Source organism: Kitasatospora sp. NPDC088391 (genome assembly GCF_044753345.1).
Classification (GTDB): domain Bacteria; phylum Actinomycetota; class Actinomycetes; order Streptomycetales; family Streptomycetaceae; genus Kitasatospora.
The window spans coordinates 164,215-183,718 of record NZ_JBIVNB010000010.1 but is presented as its reverse complement, the minus strand read 5'-3'; the positions used below and the strand labels follow the sequence as shown (position 1 = coordinate 183,718).

The window sequence follows — 19,504 nt, the reverse complement described above, 5'->3', positions numbered from 1 at the left end:
CATTGTGTCACTGAGCAGCGCGCGGATAAGGCGTCGCGCTCGGAGGTGACCGGAAAGTGCGCCCCTGCGGGGCGCCCCGGCTTACCCTGGGCGCTACGAACTGTCAGCAAGGAGTGTGTGGCAACGGTTTCGCCGCCGGAGCCCCGGGGACACGCCCTCGTCTGACGTCCACCGGCACCCCTGAGGAGAGGGGTGCCTCACCGTGAGGCGGCCCTGCGGGGGCGGGCCCGACGGAGGACTGGGCTTATGGATCGTACGACCGGCGGCGCGCCCACACGCCCGCCGCAGGGGGTGGCAGGTGCGGTCCTGCTGCTCGGCGTGCTGCTGGCCGGAGCCGCGCCGCTCATCCCGCTGGCCGTCCTGGTGTACCGCTACGAACCCGAACTGCTCCCGCTGTTCGCGGTTCCCCTGGCCGTGCTCGTCGCCGCCTGGCGGATCGCCCGGGACCGGGCCCGGGACCAGCTCACCGACCCGCTGACCGACCTGCCGAACCGGCAGGCGCTGCTGATCGCCACCCAGGAGGCCCTCGCCAAGCACGAGGAGGAACCCGGCTACAGCGTCGGGCTGGTGCTGCTCGACCTGGACCGCTTCCGCTCCCTCAACGACGCGCTCGGCCACACCGCGGGCGACCGGCTGCTGGTGCACATCGCCCGCCGCCTGCACCGGGCGCTGCGCTCCGGGGCCGGCCCGGCCCGGGACGGCGAGGACGGCTCCGCGCTGCCCCCGCCGGTCCGCCGCGGCGAGCGCCCCGTGGTGGCCCGGATGGGCGGCGACGAGTTCGCCGTCCTGCTGCCCGGCGTCGGCAGCCCCGAGGTGCTGGAACGGGTCGCCAAGGCGCTGATCGCCGAACTCGCCGCCCCGATCCGGCTCGACGGCCTGCTGCTGGTCCTGGAGGCCAGCGCCGGGGTCTGCGTCTACCCGACGCACGCCCAGGACGCCGAGTCGCTGCTGCGCCGCGCCGACGTCGCGATGGGCCACGCCCAGCACAGCCGCAGCGGCGTCGAGCGCTACGACGAGTCCCGCGACCTCGACACCCCGTACCGGATCGGCCTGCTCGGCGACCTGCGGCGGGCCATCGAGATGAACGAGGTGCAGCTGCACTACCAGCCCAAGGTCGCCTTCGACGGCAGCGTGGTCGGGCTGGAGGCGCTGGTCCGCTGGGACCGCCCCGGCCAGGGCCGGGTGCCGCCCGACGAGTTCATCGGCCTCGCCGAGTCCTCCGGGCTGATGCCCCGGCTCACCGACTACGTGCTGGAGAGCGCCGTCGGGCAGATCGCCCGCTGGCGCCACCAGGGCCTGATGGTGCCGGTCGCCGTCAACGTCTCGCCCCGCGACGTCCTCAATCCGGGCTTCGCGGCCCGGGTCGCCGGCCACCTGACCCGGCACCAGGTCCCGCCGGAGGCGCTCCAGTTGGAGATCACCGAGCGGCTGCTGCTCGACGACAGCCGGCGCGCCGCCGACACCCTGGCCGAACTGCGCCGCTACGGCGTCCGGATGTCGCTGGACGACTTCGGCACCGGGCACTCCTCGCTGGTGCGGCTGCGCAGCCTGCCGGTCGGCGAGCTCAAGATCGACCGGTCCTTCGTGTCCCGGATGGTCGCCGACGACCATGACGCGGCGGTGGTCCGCTGCTCGGTCGAGCTGGCCCACTCGCTCGGCCTGACCGTGGTCGCCGAGGGCGTCGAGGACGACGAGACCTGGGAGCGCCTGCACGACATGGGGGTGGACGCCGTCCAGGGCTGGCTGGTGTCGGCGGCGCTCCCCGCCGACCAGGCCACCGCGTGGCTGCTGGTGCGGCGCACCGGGGCGTCGCCGGTGGAGTCGCTGCCGCGGTAGGCGGGTGCGCCGCGAGGCCCGTCCGAGGGGGTGGTCCCGTCCTCGGGCGGGCCCCGCCGCGCGTGCCCGGTCGCCCGCACCCCGGGCCGCACCCCTTCTGCCCATAGGATGGGCCCCCTGACCGAAAGGGACGGGTGCGGCCAGTGGCAGGCGCCCGGCCCACCAGAACTCACCCTTGAGGATCGCTGCATGCCTGGCATCACGCGCGAGGAGGTCGCCCACCTCGCCCGGCTGTCGCGTCTGGAGTTGCAGGCGGAGGAGTTGGACCACTTCGCCGAGCAGCTCGACGTGATCATCGGCGCGGTCGCCCGCGTTTCCGAGGTCGCGGGGCAGGACGTCCCGCCGACCTCCCACCCGCTCCCGCTCACCAACGTGATGCGCGCGGACGAGGTGCGACCGTCGCTGACCCCGGAGCAGGCGCTGTCCGGCGCCCCGGCGAGTGAGGACCAGCGTTTCCGCGTGCCGCAGATCCTCGGGGAGGACTGACCGAGATGACCGAACTGATCAAGTACACGGCGGCCGAGACGGCCGCCGCGATCGCCGGCGGAGAGGTCTCCGCGGTCGAGGTCGCCCAGGCCCACCTGGACCGGATCGACGCCGTCGACAAGAAGGTCAACGCCTTCCTGCACGTGGACACCGAGGGCGCGCTGGCCGCGGCCCGGGCCGTCGACGCGCAGCGCGCGGCCGGCGCCGAGCTGGGCCCGCTGGCCGGCGTCCCGCTCGCGCTGAAGGACGTCTTCACCACCCGGGGCATCCCGACCACCTGCGGCTCGAAGATGCTGGAGGGCTGGATCCCGCCCTACGACGCCACCCTGACGCGGCGTCTGAAGGACGCGGGCGTGGTCATCCTCGGCAAGACCAACATGGACGAGTTCGCGATGGGCTCCTCCACCGAGAACTCCGCCTACGGCCCGACCGGCAACCCGTGGGACCTGACCCGCATCCCCGGCGGCTCCGGCGGTGGCTCGGCCGCCGCGCTGGCCGCCTTCGAGGCCCCGCTGGCGATCGGCACCGACACCGGCGGCTCGATCCGCCAGCCCGGCGCCGTCACCGGCACCGTCGGCGTCAAGCCCACCTACGGCTCGGTGTCCCGCTACGGCCTGATCGCCTTCTCCTCCTCGCTCGACCAGGGCGGCCCGTGCGCCCGCACCGTGCTGGACGCGGCGCTGCTGCACGAGGCGATCGCCGGGCACGACCCGCTCGACTCCACCTCGATCGACGCGCCCGTCCCGGCCGTGGTCGCCGCCGCGAAGCTCCGCGACGTGCGCGGCATGCGGATCGGCGTGGTCAAGGAGTTCTCCGGCGAGGGCTACCAGGCCGGCGTGATGCAGCGCTTCAACGAGGCCGTCGAGCTGCTCCGCGAGCTGGGCGCCGAGGTCGTCGAGGTGTCCTGCCCGTCGTTCACGCTGGCCCTGCCCGCGTACTACCTGATCGCCCCGTCCGAGTGCTCGTCGAACCTCGCCCGGTTCGACGCGATGCGCTACGGCCTGCGGGTCGGCGACGACGGCAAGCGCTCCGCCGAGCAGGTCACCGCGCTCACCCGCGAGGCCGGCTTCGGCGACGAGGTCAAGCGCCGCATCATCCTCGGCACCTACGCGCTCTCCTCGGGCTACTACGACGCCTACTACGGCTCGGCCCAGAAGGTCCGCACCCTGATCTCCCGGGACTTCGACGCCGCCTTCGCGGGCGTGGACGTGCTGGTCTCCCCGACCACCCCGACCACCGCCTTCCCGATCGGCGAGCGTGCCGACGACCCGATGGCGATGTACCTCGCCGACCTGTGCACCATTCCCTCGAACCTCGCCGGCAACGCGGCCATGTCGCTGCCCTGCGGCCTCGCCCCGGAGGACAATCTCCCGGTCGGCCTGCAGATCATCGCCCCCGCGATGGCGGACGACCGCCTGTACCGCGTGGGCGGCGCCGTCGAGGCCGCGCTCAACGACAAGTGGGGTCACACCCTGCTGGAGGAGGCACCGGCACTATGAGCAAGATCGAGAAGGCCAAGGGCTGGAAGCACTCGAAGCCCGGCCTGTGGCTGTCCATCGGCACCAGCGCCTTCGGCGCGCTCTCCATCGCCAAGGACATCCGCGGCGCCCGTGCCGACAACGACACCCTCAAGCTGATCAACGCCGTGGTCGGCGCCGCCGCCCTGATCACCGGCACCGCGCTCCTCGTCCGCGAGCTCAAGCGTCTCGGCGACGACGACGTCCTGCTCGGCTAGCGGCGCGGGTCTCGGAGAGGTCGGGAAGAAGAAATGATCACGCAGATCCGCATCGACGGCTTCAAGTCGTTCGTCGGCTTCGAGCTCGATGTGCATCCGGTGACGGTTCTTCTCGGCGTCAACGGGGCCGGCAAGTCCAACCTGTTCGACGCGCTGCGGCTGGTCGCCGGGACGATCCACCGGGGTTTCAAGGAGACCCTGGCGGCGGACCGGCGGCTGGCCGCGCGCAACCTGTTCCACCGGAGCGGGACAGGGCCGTTGCGGGACGAGTTCACGATCACGGTCGGGATGACTGTTCCGCGTCCGGTCGAGGTGGTGCTGCGCGCGCGCCGGGACGGGGGCGCGGTCCTGGACCGGGACGGGAGCGGGGTCAGGCTGTTCGCACCGGACGGCCGACCCGGGGCGCGGATTCCGCTGACCGTGCTCCGCGAGGGGCTGGGCGAGTTCTCGGACGACGAGCTGAAAGTCTTCGCCCAGGTACTCGTCGAGTGCGACACCTGGCAGCCGTACACCCTCGAACCCGCCGCACTGCGGGAGTTGGGGCGTCCGGAGGCCGACGGGCCGCTGGAGCCGCGCGGGAGCAACCTCGCCACGGTGGTGCACCGGATCGAGGAGACCGCTCCTGACCGATTCGTCCGGCTGACGGCCGACCTGGCGGCGTTGGTGCCCGGAGTACGGGGCATCCGCACTGAAGTGCTGCGCACCCGGGGCGAGTTCGACTTCGAGGTGGAGTTCCAGCACACCGGGTGGGTCTCGCCCGCCTCGCTCTCCGACGGCACGCTGCGGGCACTCGCCCTGCTGGCGGCGTACTGGGACCCGAAGCAGAGGGGGCTGCTCGCCGTGGAGGAGATCGAGAACGGGATGCACCTCTCCCAGGTGGCTCGGCTGCTGCACCGCCTCGGGCGCGGGGACGGCCAACTGCTGGTCACCACGCACTCGGCCGCGCTGCTGGCCGCGCTGCGCAGTGACCTCTCCGGGAGCGTGGTGTTCCTGGAGCAGGCCAACCACGTGGACCCGGAGCGCGGCACGATCTCCCGGATCACGGCTCCCCGTCCGCTGCTGCCGTTCGCCCCGGACAACGAACCCGGCACTTCGAAGTCTCCCCAGGCGGTCGAGAGGCTGCTGCGCAGCCTCGGGCAGGGGGCGATGTGAGCCGCTGGCTGTCGCTCGGGCTGATGGCGGAAGGCGTGAGCGACGAGCCGTTCCTGCGGACGCTGATCACCCGCCAGGTGGAGGACCTGCTGCTGGCCAAGGCGACAGGGCCGGTGGACGTGCAGCCGTGCGAGGTGTCGGTCGTGCGGATCACCGCTGCGGGCGCGGCCGAGGCGGCCAGGGAACTGGCTGTGGAGCACACGCTGCTCTTCCTGCACAGCGACGAGAAGGAACGCGCCAAGGCGGACGCCCTCGCGGCCGAAGTGCGTTCGTGGGCAAGGGAGTCGAGGGCCGCCGAGCCGGTGGTCCTGGTCCCCGTCCGGATGACCGAGTCGTGGATGCTCGCGGACCGGCAGGCGATCGCCGTCGCGGTCGGCGGGGCGGACCTCACGGCCTACCCGTACCAGCAGCCGGCGGACGTGGAGAAGGCGCACAACAGCCCCGACCACCCCGCCTACGCGAAGCGGGTCTGGCAGGCGATCGCCGGGAAGGGCCACGGCGGGGCGCTGGACGACAGCATGGAACTACTGGCACAGCACATTGATCTTGACATTCTCGGACGGCTGCCGTCGTACCAGCGATGGCTCGCGGACACCGAACACGCATTGAAATCGAAGGGATTCCTGTGAGCACCATGACCCTGGTGTCCTATGACGACGCACTGGCCTCGTACGACCCGGTGATGGGCCTTGAGGTCCACGTCGAGCTGGGTACCAAGACCAAGATGTTCTGCGGCTGCTCCACCGAACTCGGTGCCGAGCCCAACTCGCAGACCTGTCCGACCTGTCTGGGGCTGCCCGGGTCGCTGCCGGTGGTCAACGCGGTCGGGGTGGAGTCGGCGATCCGGATCGGTCTCGCGCTGAACTGCGAGATCGCCGAGTGGTGCCGGTTCGCGCGGAAGAACTACTTCTACCCGGACATGCCGAAGAACTTCCAGACCAGCCAGTACGACGAGCCGATCGCCTTCAACGGGTACCTCGACGTGCAGCTGGAGGACGGCGAGGTCTTCCGGGTGGAGATCGAGCGCGCCCACATGGAGGAGGACACCGGCAAGTCGACGCACGTCGGCGGCGCCACCGGACGCATCCACGGCGCGGAGTACTCGCTGCTGGACTACAACCGGGCCGGCATCCCGCTGATCGAGATCGTCACCAAGCCGATCGAGGGCGCGGGCCACCGGGCCCCCGAGGTGGCGAAGGCGTACGTCGCCGAGCTGCGCGAGCTGATCAAGGCGCTGGGCGTCTCCGAGGCCCGGATGGACAAGGGCCAGATGCGCTGCGACGTGAACCTGTCGCTGCGCCCCCACGGCACCGAGACCTTCGGCACCCGCAGCGAGACCAAGAACGTCAACTCGCTGCGCAGCGTGGAGCGGGCCGCCCGGTTCGAGATCCAGCGGCACGCCACGGTGCTCGGCGACGGCGGGACGATCGTCCAGGAGACCCGGCACTTCCACGAGGAGGACGGCTCCACCACGGCCGGCCGGATCAAGGACAACGCCGAGGACTACCGGTACTTCCCGGAGCCCGACCTGGTGCCGGTCGCCCCGGCCCGGGAGTGGGTCGAGGAGCTGCGGGCCGGGCTGCCGGAGCTGCCCCGGGTCCGCCGGGCCCGGCTGCAGGCCGAGTGGGAGCTGTCCGACCAGGACATGCAGTCGGTGCTCAACGCCGGTGCGGTGGAGCCCATTTCGGAGACCATCGCGGCTGGCGCCCCCGCCGACCAGGCCCGCAAGTGGTGGATGGGCGAGCTGGCGCGGCGCGCCAACGAGACCGGCACCGAGCTGTCCGAGCAGCCGATCACCCCGGCCCAGGTGGCCCGGGTGTGCGCGCTGGTCGCCGAGGGCAAGCTGAACGACAAGCTGGCCCGCCAGGTCATCGAGGGCGTCCTCGCGGGCGAGGGCGAGCCGGACGAGGTGGTCGAGAAGCGCGGCCTGGCCGTGGTCTCCGACGACTCGGCGCTCGGCGCGGCCGTCGACCAGGCGATCGCCGACAACCCGGACGTGGCGGCGAAGATCCGCGACGGCAAGGTGCAGGCGGTCGGCGCCCTGGTCGGCGCGGTGATGAAGACCACCCGCGGGCAGGCCGACGCGGCGAAGGTCAAGGACCTGATCCTGGCCAAACTGGCCCAGTAGGCAGTGGGTAAGGCCCTCCCGGAGTGTCTGAGGAGGGGCCTTAGGCGCAGTCGTACGGTGCCCGTCCCCGGGAGGGGGCGGGCACCTGTCTTTCCTCCCCATCGGCGGCACCGGGGCGGCCCCCTGACGGTGCGGAAGATGGGGAAGGCGCCCCATGTGGCGGACCCCTCTGGGGGCGGATGCTGGACGCAGACGCCAACGAGGGGAAACGGAAATGTACGAGTACGAGATCTTCAAGAGCCGCGAGCGCGAGCTGCACGGGGCGGCCACCGCCGCCCGGCTGGCCCGGGAGGCGCGGCGCGCCGGCGGGGAGCGCGGGCTGCTCGGCCGGCTGACCCGCTCGGTGCGCCGGGAGGCCGGGGCGCGCACCGCCGGGACCCGGGCCGGGGGCGCCCGCGCGGGTGCCGCCGCCGGCTGTGCCTGATGGCCGGCGGGCCCGGCCCGGCCGGGTCGTCCCGGCCCGGCGAGGGCGGGGGAGGCGGGCGCCGGGATAACCGTTCGGCCGTGTTCGAGGTCTGTGGGATGCTCACGGGCATGGAGCAGTCAACGGTCAGCCCGGTGTTCGTCGGACGGGGCCGGGAGACCGGCGCCCTGGATGCCGCCCTGCGGCGTGCGGCCGCGGGGGAGCCGCACGCCGTGCTGGTCGGCGGCGAGGCGGGCGTCGGGAAGACCCGGCTGATCGAGGAGTTCCTGCAGCGGGCGGACGAGGGCGGTGCGGTCACCGCCCTCGGCGCATGTCTGGAGGTCGGCGCCGAGGGCCTGCCGTACGGCCCGCTGTCGGGGGCGCTGCGCCGCCTGCACCGGCAGCTCGGGCCCGAGCTGGAGCGGGCCGCGGCCGGCATGGAGGGCCATCTCGCCCGCCTGCTGCCGGAGTTCGGCGAGGCCGACGGCGCGTCCAACGACGAGTACGGCCGGGCCCGGCTGTTCGAGCACACCGCCCGGCTGTTCGAGCGGCTGGCCGTGGACCGGACGCTGGTCCTGGTGGTCGAGGACCTGCACTGGTCGGACCGCTCCACCCGGGAACTGATGGCCTACCTGATCCGCACCCTGCACGGCTCCCGGGTGCTGGTGGTCGCCACCTACCGCACCGACGACCTGCACCGCCGGCACCCGCTGCGCCCGTTCCTGGCCGAACTGGAGCGGCTGCGCACCGTGCAGCGACTGGAGCTGGAACGGCTGGACCGGCCCGAGGTGGCGGCCCAGCTGGCCGGCATCCTCGGCACCGGCACCCCGCCGCGGGACCTGGTCGACCGGATCCACCGCCGCTCCGAGGGCAACCCGTTCTTCGTCGAGGAACTCGCCGCCGCGCACCAGGACGGCTGCCTGGCCGGCCTCAGCGAGACGCTCCGCGACATCCTGCTGGTCCGGGTCGAGGCACTGCCCGAGGAGACCCAACGGGTCGTCAGACTGGCCGCCGAGGGCGGCTCCCGGGTCGAGCACGGCCTGCTCGCCGCCGTCGCCGCCGGGAGCGGCGCCGTCCCCGGCGAGGACGCGCTGATCGGCGCGCTGCGCACCGCCGTCGGCGCCAACATCCTGCGCCCCGACACCGACGGCGAGGGCTACCGGTTCCGGCACGCGCTGGTCCGCGAGGCGGTCTCCGACGACCTGCTGCCCGGCGAGCGGCACCGGATCAACCGGCGCTACGCCACCGTCCTGGAGGAGGACCCGGAGCTGGTCGGCGCCGAACTGCGCCCCGCCCGGCTCGCCGACTACTGGTACCACGCGCACCACCCCGCCCGGGCGCTGCCCACCGCGCTGGACGCGGCCCGCGCCGCCCGCCGCCGCAACGCCTTCGCCGAGCAGCTGAAGATGCTGGAACGGGCCCTCGAACTCTGGGACACCGTCTCCGAGGAGACCCTCGCCACCACCCTGCGCCCCTACGACTGGGCCGACACCTACCCGCCGTGCGGCTGCGCCGAGGACGGCCGCGACGGGTGCGACCGGCTCCGACTGGTCGACGTGCTCGCCGAGGCCGTGGTCGCCGCCCGCCGCGCCGGGGACCGCGACCGCGGCCAGTCGCTGGCCCGCCGCGCCCTCGCCCTGGTCGACGAGGGCACCAGCCCGGCCCGGGCCGCCTGGTTCCGGCTCCAGCGCGCCCGGATGCTCGGCCACCTCAAGCGCAGCGGCGCGATCGAGGAGATCCAGTACGCCCACCGCCTGGTGCAGGGCCTCGGCCCGTCCGTGGTGCAGGCCGAGGCGCTCGCCCTGGACGCCGCGCACGGCATGCTCCGGCAGCCCGGCCCGCAGGTCGTCGCCACCGCCGAACGGGCCGTCTGCATCGCCCGGCAGGTCGACGCGCCCGCCGTCGAGGTGCACGCCGAGATCACCCTCGCCGGGCTGCTCGGCGACTTCGGCGACGGCGACCGCGCCATCGAACTGCTCGCCGCCGCCGTGGAACGGGCCCGCCCGCTCGGCCACGACGACGTGTACACCCGCGGCCTCAACAACCTCTCCAGCCTGCTGCTCGCGCACGGCCGCGCCGAGGAGGCGGTGACCGCCGCCCGCGAGGGCCTGGACGCGGCCCGCCGCGGCGGCCTGCTGCTCAACACCGGCCCGATCCTCACCGGCAACCTCGCCGAGGCGCTGCTCGCGGCCGGCCGCACCACCGAGGCCGCCGCCGTCCTCGCCGAGTGGGAGGACCGGCCGGAGTCCGACACCCACGGCGAGTTCATGCACCGGCTGTGCGGCGAACTCGCCCTGCTGCGCGGCGACACCGCCGGCGCCGAGGCCCACTGGACGGCCGCCCGCGCCAGCGGCGGCGACGGCGGGCAGCCCCAGCACGCGCTGCCCACCGCCGCCCTCGGCATCCGCCTCGCCACCCGCCTCGGCCACCCCGACCGGGCCCGCGCCCGGCTCGCCGAAGCCCTCGACACCACCGCCGCGGACGGGCAGGACCGCCACCTGCTGGCCCTGCTCGCGGACGCCGCCGAGGCCGAGGCCGACCAGCACCCGCGCACCCCCGAGGGCGCCGCCGCACTGGCCCGGATCGCCGCCGCCGCCGACGGGCTCGTCCCGCGCTGCGCCCTCGACCGCGGCCGCGCCGCGCTGACCGCCGGCCACCTCGCCCGCGCCGCCGGACGCCCCGCCGCCGCGCACTGGGCCGCCGCCGTCGCCGAACTCCGGGCCGCCGCGCTGCCCGGGCCGCTGGCCGCCGCCCTGCTGCGGGCCGCCGAGGAGCACGCCGCGGCCGGCGAGCGCGAGCAGGCCGCCGCGATGCTCCGCGAGGCCGCCGGACTCGCCCGCGACCGCGGCGACCTGCCGACCCGTCAGGAGGCCGAACTGCTCGCCGAGCGGCTCGGCCTGGCCCGCGCGGACGGCCCGGACCGCCCCGGCGGCGACGGCCTCGGCCTCACCCCGCGGGAGCGGGACGTGCTGCGCCAGCTGACCCTCGGCCGCAGCAACCGGCAGATCGCCGAGCAGCTGTTCATCTCGCCGAAGACCGCCAGCGTGCACGTCTCGAACATCCTGGCCAAGCTCTCCGTCGGCGGCCGCGGCGAGGCCGCCGCGCTGGCCCACCGGCTCCGCCTGTTCGAGGCGGAACCGGCGAACGGGGCGGTGGCCGGGGCGGTCTGACGCCCCGTCGGCTCCGCGCCGACCCCGCCGCGACGCCGCCGCGAGCCCGCCCCGACGCCACCCCGACGCCGCTCCGAGCCCGGCCCGGCCCCGGCCCGACCCGGGTTCGAGCGGCGCTCGGGCGCGCTGTTCCATCCTCCCCTCCGGCACGCACCGGACACGGAGGAGGTGGTGGACATGGCCGGGCCGAGGACACCGGCATGGCAGGTACTGGGAGCGTTGGTCCGCCGGGTGGTCCGGGCACTGGCGCTGCTCGGCGGGATGCACGCCCACAGCGGGGTGCAGTTCTACCTGGAGCTGTGCCGGGAGGAAGCCCGGCTGCGCGGTGCCGACCGGGACGCGCCGTGGCCGCCCCACCCGCCGCTGCAGCCCCCGATCACCCTGCTGCCGCCGCCGCCCGGGCACCCCGAGCAGCTCGTCCCGGACCAGCCGCTGAGCGAGCTGGAGCTGGCGCTGCGCGCCGAACTCGCGCACCTGGACCGGCTGATCCCCGGGGAGAACCGGCGGTGACCGGCCCGGTGGCCGCCCTCGGGGGCGGCCCGGCCCGGCCGAGCCGGAGGAGAGCGCGCTTCAAGAGGCCGTTGAGCGGGCCGCCGGAGACTGGACGGAGCACGGTCCGAGCCGCGGACCGGCGACGGAACCCCCGGAGGTACGGGATGCGCGAGTCGGCGACCCTGACCGGAGCCCTGGCCGAGGTGTTCGCCCGGGCGGGCGACGGCCCCGCCGTCGTCGCGCTCCGCGACGCCGGACCCGGGACCGCCCCGCACACCCTGACCTACCGGGAACTCGACCGGCGGGCCCGGCAGCTGGGCGCCTGGCTGGCCGGGCACCGGGTGGCCGGCCGCCCGGTGATGGTGGCCCTGGAGACCGGCGCCGACCTGGCCGTCGCCGTGGTCGGCTGCCTGTACGCGGGCGCCGTCGTGGTGCCGGTGCCGCCGCCCTCGGCGTCCCCGGCCGCGGCCGAGCGGACCGCGGCGATCGCCCGGGAGACCGGCGTGCCGGTCGTCCTCACCGAGGCCGGGCACGCCGCCGACGTGTCGCGCAGCCTGTCCGAGGCCGGCCGCGGCGGGGTGCTCTGCCTGGCCGTGGACCGTCCGCTGCCCGAGCCCGCGGCCGACGCCGCGCCCTGGGAGCCGGCCCGTCCGGCGCCCGGCGACGTCGCGCTGATCCAGTACACCTCGGGGACCACCGCCGCCCCGCGCGGCGTCCAGGTCACCCACGCCAACCTGCTCGCCACCATGGCGGAGATCCGGCGGGCGCTCGGCACCCACGCCGGTTCCCGGATCGGCGGCTGGCTGCCCTGCTACCACGACCTGGGCCTGATCGGGCAGTTGCTGCACCCGCTCTGGCTGGGCGCCACCGCCGTGCTGATGCCGCCCCGGCTGTTCGTCGCCCGCCCGGCGCGCTGGCTGGAGGCGATCGACGCGCACGGGGTGACCGTCGCGGCCGCCCCCGACTCGGCGTACGCCCGGTGCGCCGCCGAGGTCACCGACGCCGAACTGGCCGGCCTCGACCTGTCGCGCTGGGAGTGCGCCGTCAACGCCGCCGAACCGGTCTCCGCGGCCACCGTGGACGCGTTCACCGCCCGGTTCGCCGCGGCCGGGCTGCGGCCCGGCGCGATGGTCGCCGGGTACGGCCTCGCCGAGGCCACCCTGCTGGTCGCCACCGGCGGCGCCGGCCCGGTCCGGACCGCGACCGGAGTGCCGGCCGACGGGCCGATGCCGGACCGACGGGTCGTCAGCTGCGGCCCGCCGCGCGGCGGCGAGGTCCGGATCGTCGACCCCGCCGACCGCACCGAGCTGCCCGAGGGCGTCGAGGGCGAGGTGTGGGTGCGCGGACCGGCGGTGGCGGCCGGCTACTGGCAGCGGCCGCTGGAGACCGCCGAGGTGTTCGGCGCCGTCACCGCGGGCGGCGCCCGCGGCTTCCTGCGCACCGGCGACCTCGGCGTGCTGCGGGCCGGCGAGCTGTACCTGACCGGCCGGCTCAAGGACACCGTGGTGGTGGCCGGGCAGAGCGTCCACCCGCAGGAGATGGAGCGCCGCCTGATCGACTGCGGCGAACGGCTCGCCTCCGCCGTGGTGTTCGGCGCCGACGAGCCCGACCGCCTGGTGGTGGTCCAGGAGGTCCGGCACCCCGGCCGGGACGCGGGCGCGCTCGCCGCGCTCGCCGCCAGGGTGCGCGGCTGCCTGGCCGAGGAGTTCGGCGCCACCGCCGCCGGCGTGGTGCTGGTCCGCCCCGGCTCGGTGCGCCGCACCACCAGCGGCAAGGTCCGCCGCTCGACGATGCGACGGCTGTTCCTGGACGGCGAGTTGAGACCCGTCTACGCCGAACTCGACGCCGGACTCGACGCCGGGCTGCCGGTTCCCGACCGGCCCGGCCGGGTGGTGGTCCCGTGAGCGTGGTCGAGCGGGAGCGGGCGGCGGCCGCCGCCGCGTACGGCCCGCCGCTCCCCGGGGCCCGCCCCGGCGGCGCCGTGCCCCCGGCCGAACGGCTGGTCCGGGCCCGGGTCGCCGAGTGGGAGCGCCGGCTCGGCGACCCCGGCGACCCGGCCAACCCGGCCGGGTTCCGGGCGCTGATGGCCGCCGACGAGCGGGCCGAACTCGCCGCCGGGGCGGTCGCGGTGCTCCGCGACGGCGGCTTCGGCGCCGAACTGGTCCCGGTCGAGCTGGGCGGGCGGCTGGACCGCGCCGACGTGCTGGCCCGGGTGCTGCGGCCGGTGTTCCGGCGCGACGTGTCGCTCGGCTTCGGCCACGGCATCACCTCGCTGTTCGCCGCCGCCGCGGTCTGGGCGGCCGGCGACGGCCCGCAGCGCGACCGGCTGGCCCGGCTGCTGCTGGCGGGCCGCCCGGTGGCGATCGCGCACCACCAGCTCGCGCACGGCAACGCCATGTGGCAGGGCCAGTTCACCGCCGAACCGGACGGCGACGGTTACCGGCTGCGCGGCCGCAAGGACGTGGTGATCAACGCCGGGCGGGCCGGCGCGGTGGTGGTGTACGCCGCCACCGGCGGGCCCGGCGGCAGCCACTCGGTGCTGCTGGTCGACCCCGACCGGGCCGGCGACGGCCTCGCCGTGCTGCCCCGCCGGATCAGCACCGGCCTGCGCGGCTGCCACTTCGCCGGACTGGAGTTCACCGACCTCGCGGTGCCCCCCGGCGCCCGGGTCGGCGGGCCCGGCGAGGGCGTCCGGCTGGCGCTGCGGACCTTCCAGCTGAACCGCAGCCTGATCCCCGCCCTGGTGCTGGCCGCCGCCGACACCGTGCTGCGGGCCGCCGTCCGGGCCGGCACCGGCGCCGCCGGACGGCCCGCCGGTCCGCGCCAACGGGCGCTGCTGGCCGGGGTGTTCGCCGACCTGCTGCTGTCCGACGCGACCGCCACCGCGGTGCTGCGCGCCCTGCACCTGCTGCCGGACAGCGCGCACCTCGGCGCGGCCGCCGTCAAGTACCTGGTGCCGGACCTGCTGCAGGAGGACGTCGAGGAGCTGTCCACCGTGCTCGGCGCCGCCGGGTACGACCGCGAGGGCGGGCCCGGCAGCCTGCAGAAGCTGCTCCGGGACCTGCCCGCGGCCGGTCTCGGCCACGTCGGCACCGCGGCCTGCCAGGCGGTGCTGATCCCCCAACTGCCGCTGCTGGCACGGCGGTCCTGGTTCCGGGCGGCCGAACCGCCGGCCGCGCTGTACGCCTTCGCCGAGCCGCTGCCGCCGCTCGACCTGGGCGCGCTCGCGGTGGCCGGCGGCACCGACTTCCTGACCGCCACCCTGGCCGGCGCGGCCGCCCGGCTCGCCGGACGACCGCCCGGGGGCCCGCTCGGCGACCGGCTGGCCACCCTGGCCGGGGCGCTCGCCGACGAACTGGCCGACCTCCGGGACCGCTGCCTGGCGCTGCCCGCCGACACCGCCGAGGCGCTCGCCAGCCCCACCTGGTGCGCGCAGGTCGAGCGGTACGCGCTGCTGGCCGCCGCCGGGGCGGTGCTCGGCGCCTGGGAGGCCGCGGCGCCGGACGGCGGCTTCCTGGCCGACCCGGCCTGGGCGGTGCTGGCGCTGACCCGGCTCGGCCGCCGGCTCGGCCTGCCGGTCGGCCCGCCGCCCGAGGAGTGCGTCCGGCGGCTGCACGCCGAACTGCTCGACCGGCTGGCCGGCGGCCGCTCCTACGACCTGTACGACACCCCGCTCGCCGAAGGAGGCGCCGGATGACGGACCGTCGCACGGAGGTGGGCGCGCCGCTGCTGATGCCCGGACCGCGCGCGCCCTGGCTGCGGGTCCGGCAGGCGATGGCCTGGCACGGCCACGCCGTGGTGCACGCCTACACCGAGCAGTGGCAGGACGCCGTGCTCGCCGAGCCCGAGCTGCGGGCCGTCCTCGGCAGCCGGGACTGGCAGCGCCTGGGCACCCTGGAGCGGGCCCGCACCCGGGAGCGGTTCGCCGCCTCCCGCCTGCTCGTCCGGTACGCCGCCGGGGCCGCCCTGCACGTGCCGCCGGACGCCGTCGAACTCGGCTACCGGCCCGGCGGCCGCCCCTACCTGCGCGGCTGTGACCAGGTCGACGTCAGCATCAGCCACACCCGGGACCTGATCGTGGTCGGCCTGAACCGGCGCGGCCGGATCGGCGTGGACACCGAACTGGCCGACCGCAAGGTCCGCTACCAGGACATGCGCCGGCTGCTGTGCACGCCCGCCGAGCGGCGCTGGCTGGGCGCGCTGCCCGAACCCGAGCGGGAGCGGCGGCTGCTGCGGCTGTGGACCCTCAAGGAGGCGTACACCAAGGCCCTCGGGCAGGGCATGCGGCTGGGCTTCACCGAGTTCGGCTTCGGTCCCGACGACACCACCCTGCTCACCCCCGACGGCGGCCCCGCCGCCTATGACGAATGGGCGTTCGGCACCCACCGGTTGGAGCGCGGCTACCTGGTCTCGATCGCCTGCCACGACGCCGGGCACCGCGCGGTCGCGGACACCTCGGTCGCCACCATGCTCGACGACGGCTTCCTCGGTGAGGTGGTGCGACTGCTGCGCTCCGGAGGGTGAGAATCCGCCCTCCGGACCGGTTCCGGGGCCTCTGTTGTCGCTATTGTTCGGAGTGATCACGCAGGCTGTGTGAAACCGGGGGAAACGGTGATTCGAATTCTGATAGCGGAGGACATGCAAGTCCTCCGCCGCGCGCTGGTCGCCCTGCTCCAGCTCGAACCCGATCTGGAGGTGGTGGCGGACCTGGGCTCGGGCGACGAGGTGGTGGCGCGGGCGAAGGAGACCGCGCCGGACGTCGCCGTGCTCGACATCGACCTGCCCGGGACGGACGGCATCACCGCCGCCGGGCAGCTCGCCGAGGCGGTGCCGGAGTGCCGGACGCTGATCCTCACCAGTCTCGGCCGGCCGGGCAACCTGCGCCGGGCGATGGCCGCGCACGTGGCCGGCTTCCTGCTGAAGGACATCGAGCCCGGCCAACTCGCCGCCGCCATCCGGACGGTGGCGGCCGGCGGCCGGGCCATCGACCCGGCCCTGGCGGTCGCCGCGCTGGACGCCGAGGCCTCCCCGCTCACCCTGCGCGAGCGGGAGGTGCTGCGGCTGGCCGCCGACGGCATGGAGGCCGGCCAGATCGCCGCCAAGCTGTTCCTGTCGGCCGGGACGGTCCGCAACTACCTGACCACCGTGGTCGGCAAGTTGAACGCCCGCAACCGGGTGGACGCGATCCGGATCGCCCGGGACGCCGGCTGGCTCTGAGCCGCCCGCGCCCCGCCCCGCGGCGGTCTCAGCAGGCCGCCGCGGGCGCCGCCGCGCCCCGCCGGCTGCCGCTGCCGGACAGCACCAGGGCCGCCGCGTCCAGGTCGATGACCGCCGACACCACGAACCAGTCCTGGCCGTGCGGACCGGCGGTCAGCGTGCCGCCCAGCTCCCGGACCCGGGTGGTCAGGTTGCCGATGCCGGAGCCGCCCGCGCTGTCCCGGACCCGCTCCGTGTGGACCCGGTCCGCGTGCTCCTTGTCCGCCTGGGCCGGAATCGCCCGCCCCACACCGTCGTTGGCCAGCCGGAACCGGATCGTCCGGCCGTCCCGGACCGCCGAGATCTCGCACTCCTCGACCTTGCTGTGCCGGAGCATGTTGGTCAGCCCCTCCCGCAGCACCGTCGCCAGCACCGTCTCCACCTGCTGCGGCAGCAGCCCGAAGTCCAGCCGCACCGTGCAGCGCACCCCCAAGGTGGCCAGCATCGCCTTCGCGCTCTCCGCCTCCGCGCCCAGCGACATCTCGCGGTAGCCGCGGGCCACCGCCCTTACGTCCGACAGCGCCTGACGGGCCGTCTGCAGGATCTCCGTCAACTCCTGCTGGGCCAGCTCGGACTGGGTCGGCACCAGGCGGTAGGCCAGCTCGCACTTCAGGGTGATCGCGGACAGGCTGTAGCCGAGCAGGTCGTGCAGGTCCCGGGCGAACCGCAGCCGCTCCTGCGCCACCGCCAGGGTGGCCAGCTCGGCGCGCGACCGGTGCACCTCGATCACCAGGTCGGTGAGCCGCGAAAGGCCGTAGATCACCAGGCCGTTGGTGGTGGTGGCGACCGAGATGTAGAACGACTCACTGACCCCGTCGCCGATCCACAGCATCAGCAGGTTGCTGGCCACCACCACCGAGACGAACCCGGGCCAGGCGACGGCCGGCCGCAGCAGCAGGAGCAGCGAGGCCGCCAGGAAGCTCGGCATGCCGATCCACAGCGGGCCGAGGAAGAACAGCGGCACGTACGTGATCAGCGCCTGCAGCACCAGGGTGAGCTGCCACTTCGAGGCCAGCGCGGGCGCCAACCTCGGGAAGGAGTGCACCAGTTGGATGCCGAGCAGGAGGGCCAGCAGTAACACCGTGCCGCCCAGCAGCAGCGCGCTCGGGTGCAGCGCCAGGACGTAGCTGGTGGCGACCCCGGTGTACCCGAGGAACACCGCGGCGGTGATGGCGACCGCCGTCCTGGGCGCCAACTGCTTCCCCTCGGGGTCGGACACCGGCCAGGACGCGCTCTCGCTCACTGATTCCCCCAGAACACTCGGACGGGCTCCCGCTGCCTCGGATCGTACGGGACGGCGCTACGCCGTGTCTGTGCGCTGCGGGTCCACTCCGACCACGAACTCCCCGACGCTGGACTCCACCGGCCAGTCCAGGCCGAAGGCGCGCGCGGCGGTGTCCGAGTTGCCGGTGGCCAGCGCGCACGGCGCCAGCCCCATCGCGGTGGTCACCAGGTAGAGGTTCTGCAGGAGGACGCCGACGTCCTTCATCAGGCTGGTGTAGGCGATCCCGCTGAACGCGTGGGTGGCCCGGCGGAACCGGGCCGTGATCACCAGCAGCAGCGGCGGCGGCCGGTCCGCGCCCAGCGCGGTCTGCGCGCCCAGCCGCAGTTCGGCGGTGTCGGCGGGCTGCGCCTCCAGCGGCTCCAGCAGGTGGCCCAGCGGGTCGTAGTGGTAGGCGCCCGGCGCCAGGGCGGTGCCGGTGCCCGCGACCAGGTACAGCTCCAGCGCGTACACCGAGCCCATGCTCGGGTACGGGCGGCTGCTCCAGGCGAAGCCGCCGCTCCCGCCGCCGTCGCCGGGGCGCACCCGGCAGGCGCGGAACAGCAGTTCGCCGATCTGCTCCTCGGCCAGCTGCCCCGGGCCGTACGCGCGCACCGAGTGCCGGCGCTCCAGCACCGAGGTGAACGGCTCGTCCCGGGCCCGCAGGCCGTCCAGGTCGGGCCGGTACAGGGCGATCGGCGGGCGGCCGGCCAGCGGTTTGACCACCGGTTCGGCCCGGCCCGCGTCCAGGTGGGCGAGGGTGGCGCCGAACGCGCCGTCGGTGCGGCCGAGCCGGCTGCGGGCGTGCACCATCAGGTCGTCGGGCGACCAGCCGACCAGCCGCGGGTCCTCGTCCTCGGCGAACCGGGGCGGGCAGGCCGCCCCGCCGTCGGGCCCGTCCTCGGCGACCACCGCGATCCGGGCCGCCAGCAGGTAGCCGATCGCGGTGGCGGCCAGCTCCGGGTCGAGCCGGGGCCCGCCGGCCTGCGTGCTGCCGTCCAGCATGCCGAGCAGCAGCACCGCCTCGGAGCGGTGCAGCTGCACCCGGTGGTGGGCGAGCGGCGACTCCAGCCGCAGCCCGCCCTCGGCCCAGCGCATCACGGTGAACCGGGACAGCCGGCACGGCCGGTCGGAGGGCGCCGGGCGGGGCGTGAACCAGGCGCCCCGGGCCAGCGGGACCACGCTGAGCACCGGGGTGCCGCCCAGCGCCAGCGAGCGCACCAGGCTGTCGCGGACCCGGTCCAGGTCGTGCAGCAGCCGGGACACCGCCGGGTCGTGCCCGCCCGGCCGGTCGACCTCCCACAGGCCGGGGAAGCCGGGCAGCACGTTGCTCAGGGACACCGGCCCGAGCGTCATCCGCTCCAGCGCCATCCGCAGCGCCGGGTCCGGGTCCTCGAACTCGACGGTGCCCCAACGGCTCTGGACGGTCAGCGTGCCGGCCTCGTCGTCGCTCTCCACGCACGTGTCCTCGCGCAGCGACCAGAGTTCGCTGAGCTGCGGGGCTGCCAGGTTGTCGATACGCATGGGCCATCCAGACGCGGTACGCGCGCGGGTCGGACGAACACGGGTGAGTGCAGTCGGAAGG

General features: G+C 75.2%; 16 protein-coding genes. 14 read left to right on the top strand and 2 right to left on the bottom strand.

The features are described 5' to 3' along the window. Positions 1-246 precede the first annotated feature (246 nt). From ACIQBJ_RS27225 to ACIQBJ_RS27160, 14 genes are all read left to right on the top strand, one after another. Positions 247-1,836, top strand: coding sequence for a putative bifunctional diguanylate cyclase/phosphodiesterase (locus ACIQBJ_RS27225; protein ID WP_400715625.1), 1,590 nt, complete (start codon positions 247-249; stop codon positions 1,834-1,836). Between the two features lie 189 nt (positions 1,837-2,025). Beyond that, entirely contained in the window at positions 2,026-2,322 is a 297-nt protein-coding gene (gene gatC / locus ACIQBJ_RS27220) for an Asp-tRNA(Asn)/Glu-tRNA(Gln) amidotransferase subunit GatC (protein WP_014138188.1), read from the top strand. A 5-nt stretch (positions 2,323-2,327) separates the two neighbouring features. After that, positions 2,328-3,821 (top strand): Asp-tRNA(Asn)/Glu-tRNA(Gln) amidotransferase subunit GatA, encoded by a 1,494-nt coding sequence (gene gatA / locus ACIQBJ_RS27215; RefSeq protein WP_400715622.1) that lies wholly within the window; start codon positions 2,328-2,330, stop codon positions 3,819-3,821. Continuing rightward, complete coding sequence (locus tag ACIQBJ_RS27210) at positions 3,818-4,057, top strand: hypothetical protein (RefSeq protein ID WP_400715620.1); 240 nt, start codon at positions 3,818-3,820, stop codon at positions 4,055-4,057. Before gatA ends, ACIQBJ_RS27210 begins: the two co-directional genes overlap by 4 nt. A gap of 33 nt (positions 4,058-4,090) precedes the next feature. Then, positions 4,091-5,209 carry an AAA family ATPase gene (locus ACIQBJ_RS27205; protein ID WP_400715618.1) on the top strand — a complete coding sequence of 373 codons (1,119 nt, stop codon included), beginning with the start codon at positions 4,091-4,093 and terminating at the stop codon, positions 5,207-5,209. Beyond that, positions 5,206-5,838 carry a hypothetical protein gene (locus ACIQBJ_RS27200; protein WP_400715616.1) on the top strand — a complete coding sequence of 211 codons (633 nt, stop codon included), beginning with the start codon at positions 5,206-5,208 and terminating at the stop codon, positions 5,836-5,838. Before ACIQBJ_RS27205 ends, ACIQBJ_RS27200 begins: the two co-directional genes overlap by 4 nt. 5 nt (positions 5,839-5,843) lie before the next feature. Continuing rightward, on the top strand, positions 5,844-7,337 hold the full coding sequence (gene gatB, locus ACIQBJ_RS27195; RefSeq protein WP_400715825.1) for an Asp-tRNA(Asn)/Glu-tRNA(Gln) amidotransferase subunit GatB: 1,494 nt from the start codon (positions 5,844-5,846) through the stop codon (positions 7,335-7,337). A gap of 214 nt (positions 7,338-7,551) precedes the next feature. Then, complete coding sequence (locus ACIQBJ_RS27190) at positions 7,552-7,761, top strand: hypothetical protein (protein WP_400715614.1); 210 nt, start codon at positions 7,552-7,554, stop codon at positions 7,759-7,761. Positions 7,762-7,871: 110 nt separating this feature from the next. After that, positions 7,872-10,910, top strand: a complete 3,039-nt coding sequence (locus ACIQBJ_RS27185) for an AAA family ATPase (protein WP_400715612.1) — start codon at positions 7,872-7,874, stop codon at positions 10,908-10,910. 177 nt (positions 10,911-11,087) lie between these two features. Beyond that, complete coding sequence (locus ACIQBJ_RS27180; RefSeq protein ID WP_400715610.1) at positions 11,088-11,420, top strand: DUF6059 family protein; 333 nt, start codon at positions 11,088-11,090, stop codon at positions 11,418-11,420. Between the two features lie 146 nt (positions 11,421-11,566). After that, positions 11,567-13,306, top strand: a complete 1,740-nt coding sequence (locus tag ACIQBJ_RS27175; protein WP_400715606.1) for a fatty acyl-AMP ligase — start codon at positions 11,567-11,569, stop codon at positions 13,304-13,306. Continuing rightward, positions 13,303-15,099, top strand: coding sequence for an acyl-CoA dehydrogenase family protein (locus ACIQBJ_RS27170; RefSeq protein WP_400715604.1), 1,797 nt, complete (start codon positions 13,303-13,305; stop codon positions 15,097-15,099). The genes ACIQBJ_RS27175 and ACIQBJ_RS27170 overlap by 4 nt, the downstream gene beginning before the upstream one ends. Continuing rightward, the gene (locus tag ACIQBJ_RS27165) at positions 15,096-15,926 is read left to right on the top strand and encodes a 4'-phosphopantetheinyl transferase family protein (protein ID WP_400715602.1); all 831 of its coding nucleotides are present in this window, start codon (positions 15,096-15,098) and stop codon (positions 15,924-15,926) included. Before ACIQBJ_RS27170 ends, ACIQBJ_RS27165 begins: the two co-directional genes overlap by 4 nt. An 87-nt stretch (positions 15,927-16,013) precedes the next feature. Next, positions 16,014-16,619 (top strand): DNA-binding response regulator, encoded by a 606-nt coding sequence (locus ACIQBJ_RS27160; RefSeq protein ID WP_400715600.1) that lies wholly within the window; start codon positions 16,014-16,016, stop codon positions 16,617-16,619. Between the two features lie 28 nt (positions 16,620-16,647). Here ACIQBJ_RS27160 and ACIQBJ_RS27155 read toward each other — a convergent pair whose 3' ends face one another. After that, on the bottom strand, positions 16,648-17,901 hold the full coding sequence (locus tag ACIQBJ_RS27155) for a sensor histidine kinase (protein WP_400715598.1): 1,254 nt from the start codon (positions 17,899-17,901) through the stop codon (positions 16,648-16,650). A gap of 57 nt (positions 17,902-17,958) precedes the next feature. Next, positions 17,959-19,443 carry a SagB family peptide dehydrogenase gene (locus tag ACIQBJ_RS27150; protein ID WP_400715596.1) on the bottom strand — a complete coding sequence of 495 codons (1,485 nt, stop codon included), beginning with the start codon at positions 19,441-19,443 and terminating at the stop codon, positions 17,959-17,961. Between the last annotated feature and the right edge of the window lie 61 nt (positions 19,444-19,504).

Bases quoted from the DNA above. Each gene is read 5' to 3' on its own strand.
- ACIQBJ_RS27225 (WP_400715625.1), top strand. From the start codon at position 247: ATGGATCGTACGACCGGCGGCGCGCCCACACGCCCGCCGCAGGGGGTG.
- gatC (WP_014138188.1), top strand. From the start codon at position 2,026: ATGCCTGGCATCACGCGCGAGGAGGTCGCCCACCTCGCCCGGCTGTCG.
- gatA (WP_400715622.1), top strand. From the start codon at position 2,328: ATGACCGAACTGATCAAGTACACGGCGGCCGAGACGGCCGCCGCGATC.
- ACIQBJ_RS27210 (WP_400715620.1), top strand. From the start codon at position 3,818: ATGAGCAAGATCGAGAAGGCCAAGGGCTGGAAGCACTCGAAGCCCGGC.
- ACIQBJ_RS27205 (WP_400715618.1), top strand. From the start codon at position 4,091: ATGATCACGCAGATCCGCATCGACGGCTTCAAGTCGTTCGTCGGCTTC.
- gatB (WP_400715825.1), top strand. From the start codon at position 5,844: ATGACCCTGGTGTCCTATGACGACGCACTGGCCTCGTACGACCCGGTG.
- ACIQBJ_RS27190 (WP_400715614.1), top strand. From the start codon at position 7,552: ATGTACGAGTACGAGATCTTCAAGAGCCGCGAGCGCGAGCTGCACGGG.
- ACIQBJ_RS27185 (WP_400715612.1), top strand. From the start codon at position 7,872: ATGGAGCAGTCAACGGTCAGCCCGGTGTTCGTCGGACGGGGCCGGGAG.
- ACIQBJ_RS27180 (WP_400715610.1), top strand. From the start codon at position 11,088: ATGGCCGGGCCGAGGACACCGGCATGGCAGGTACTGGGAGCGTTGGTC.
- ACIQBJ_RS27175 (WP_400715606.1), top strand. From the start codon at position 11,567: ATGCGCGAGTCGGCGACCCTGACCGGAGCCCTGGCCGAGGTGTTCGCC.
- ACIQBJ_RS27165 (WP_400715602.1), top strand. From the start codon at position 15,096: ATGACGGACCGTCGCACGGAGGTGGGCGCGCCGCTGCTGATGCCCGGA.
- ACIQBJ_RS27150 (WP_400715596.1), bottom strand. From the start codon at position 19,443: ATGCGTATCGACAACCTGGCAGCCCCGCAGCTCAGCGAACTCTGGTCG.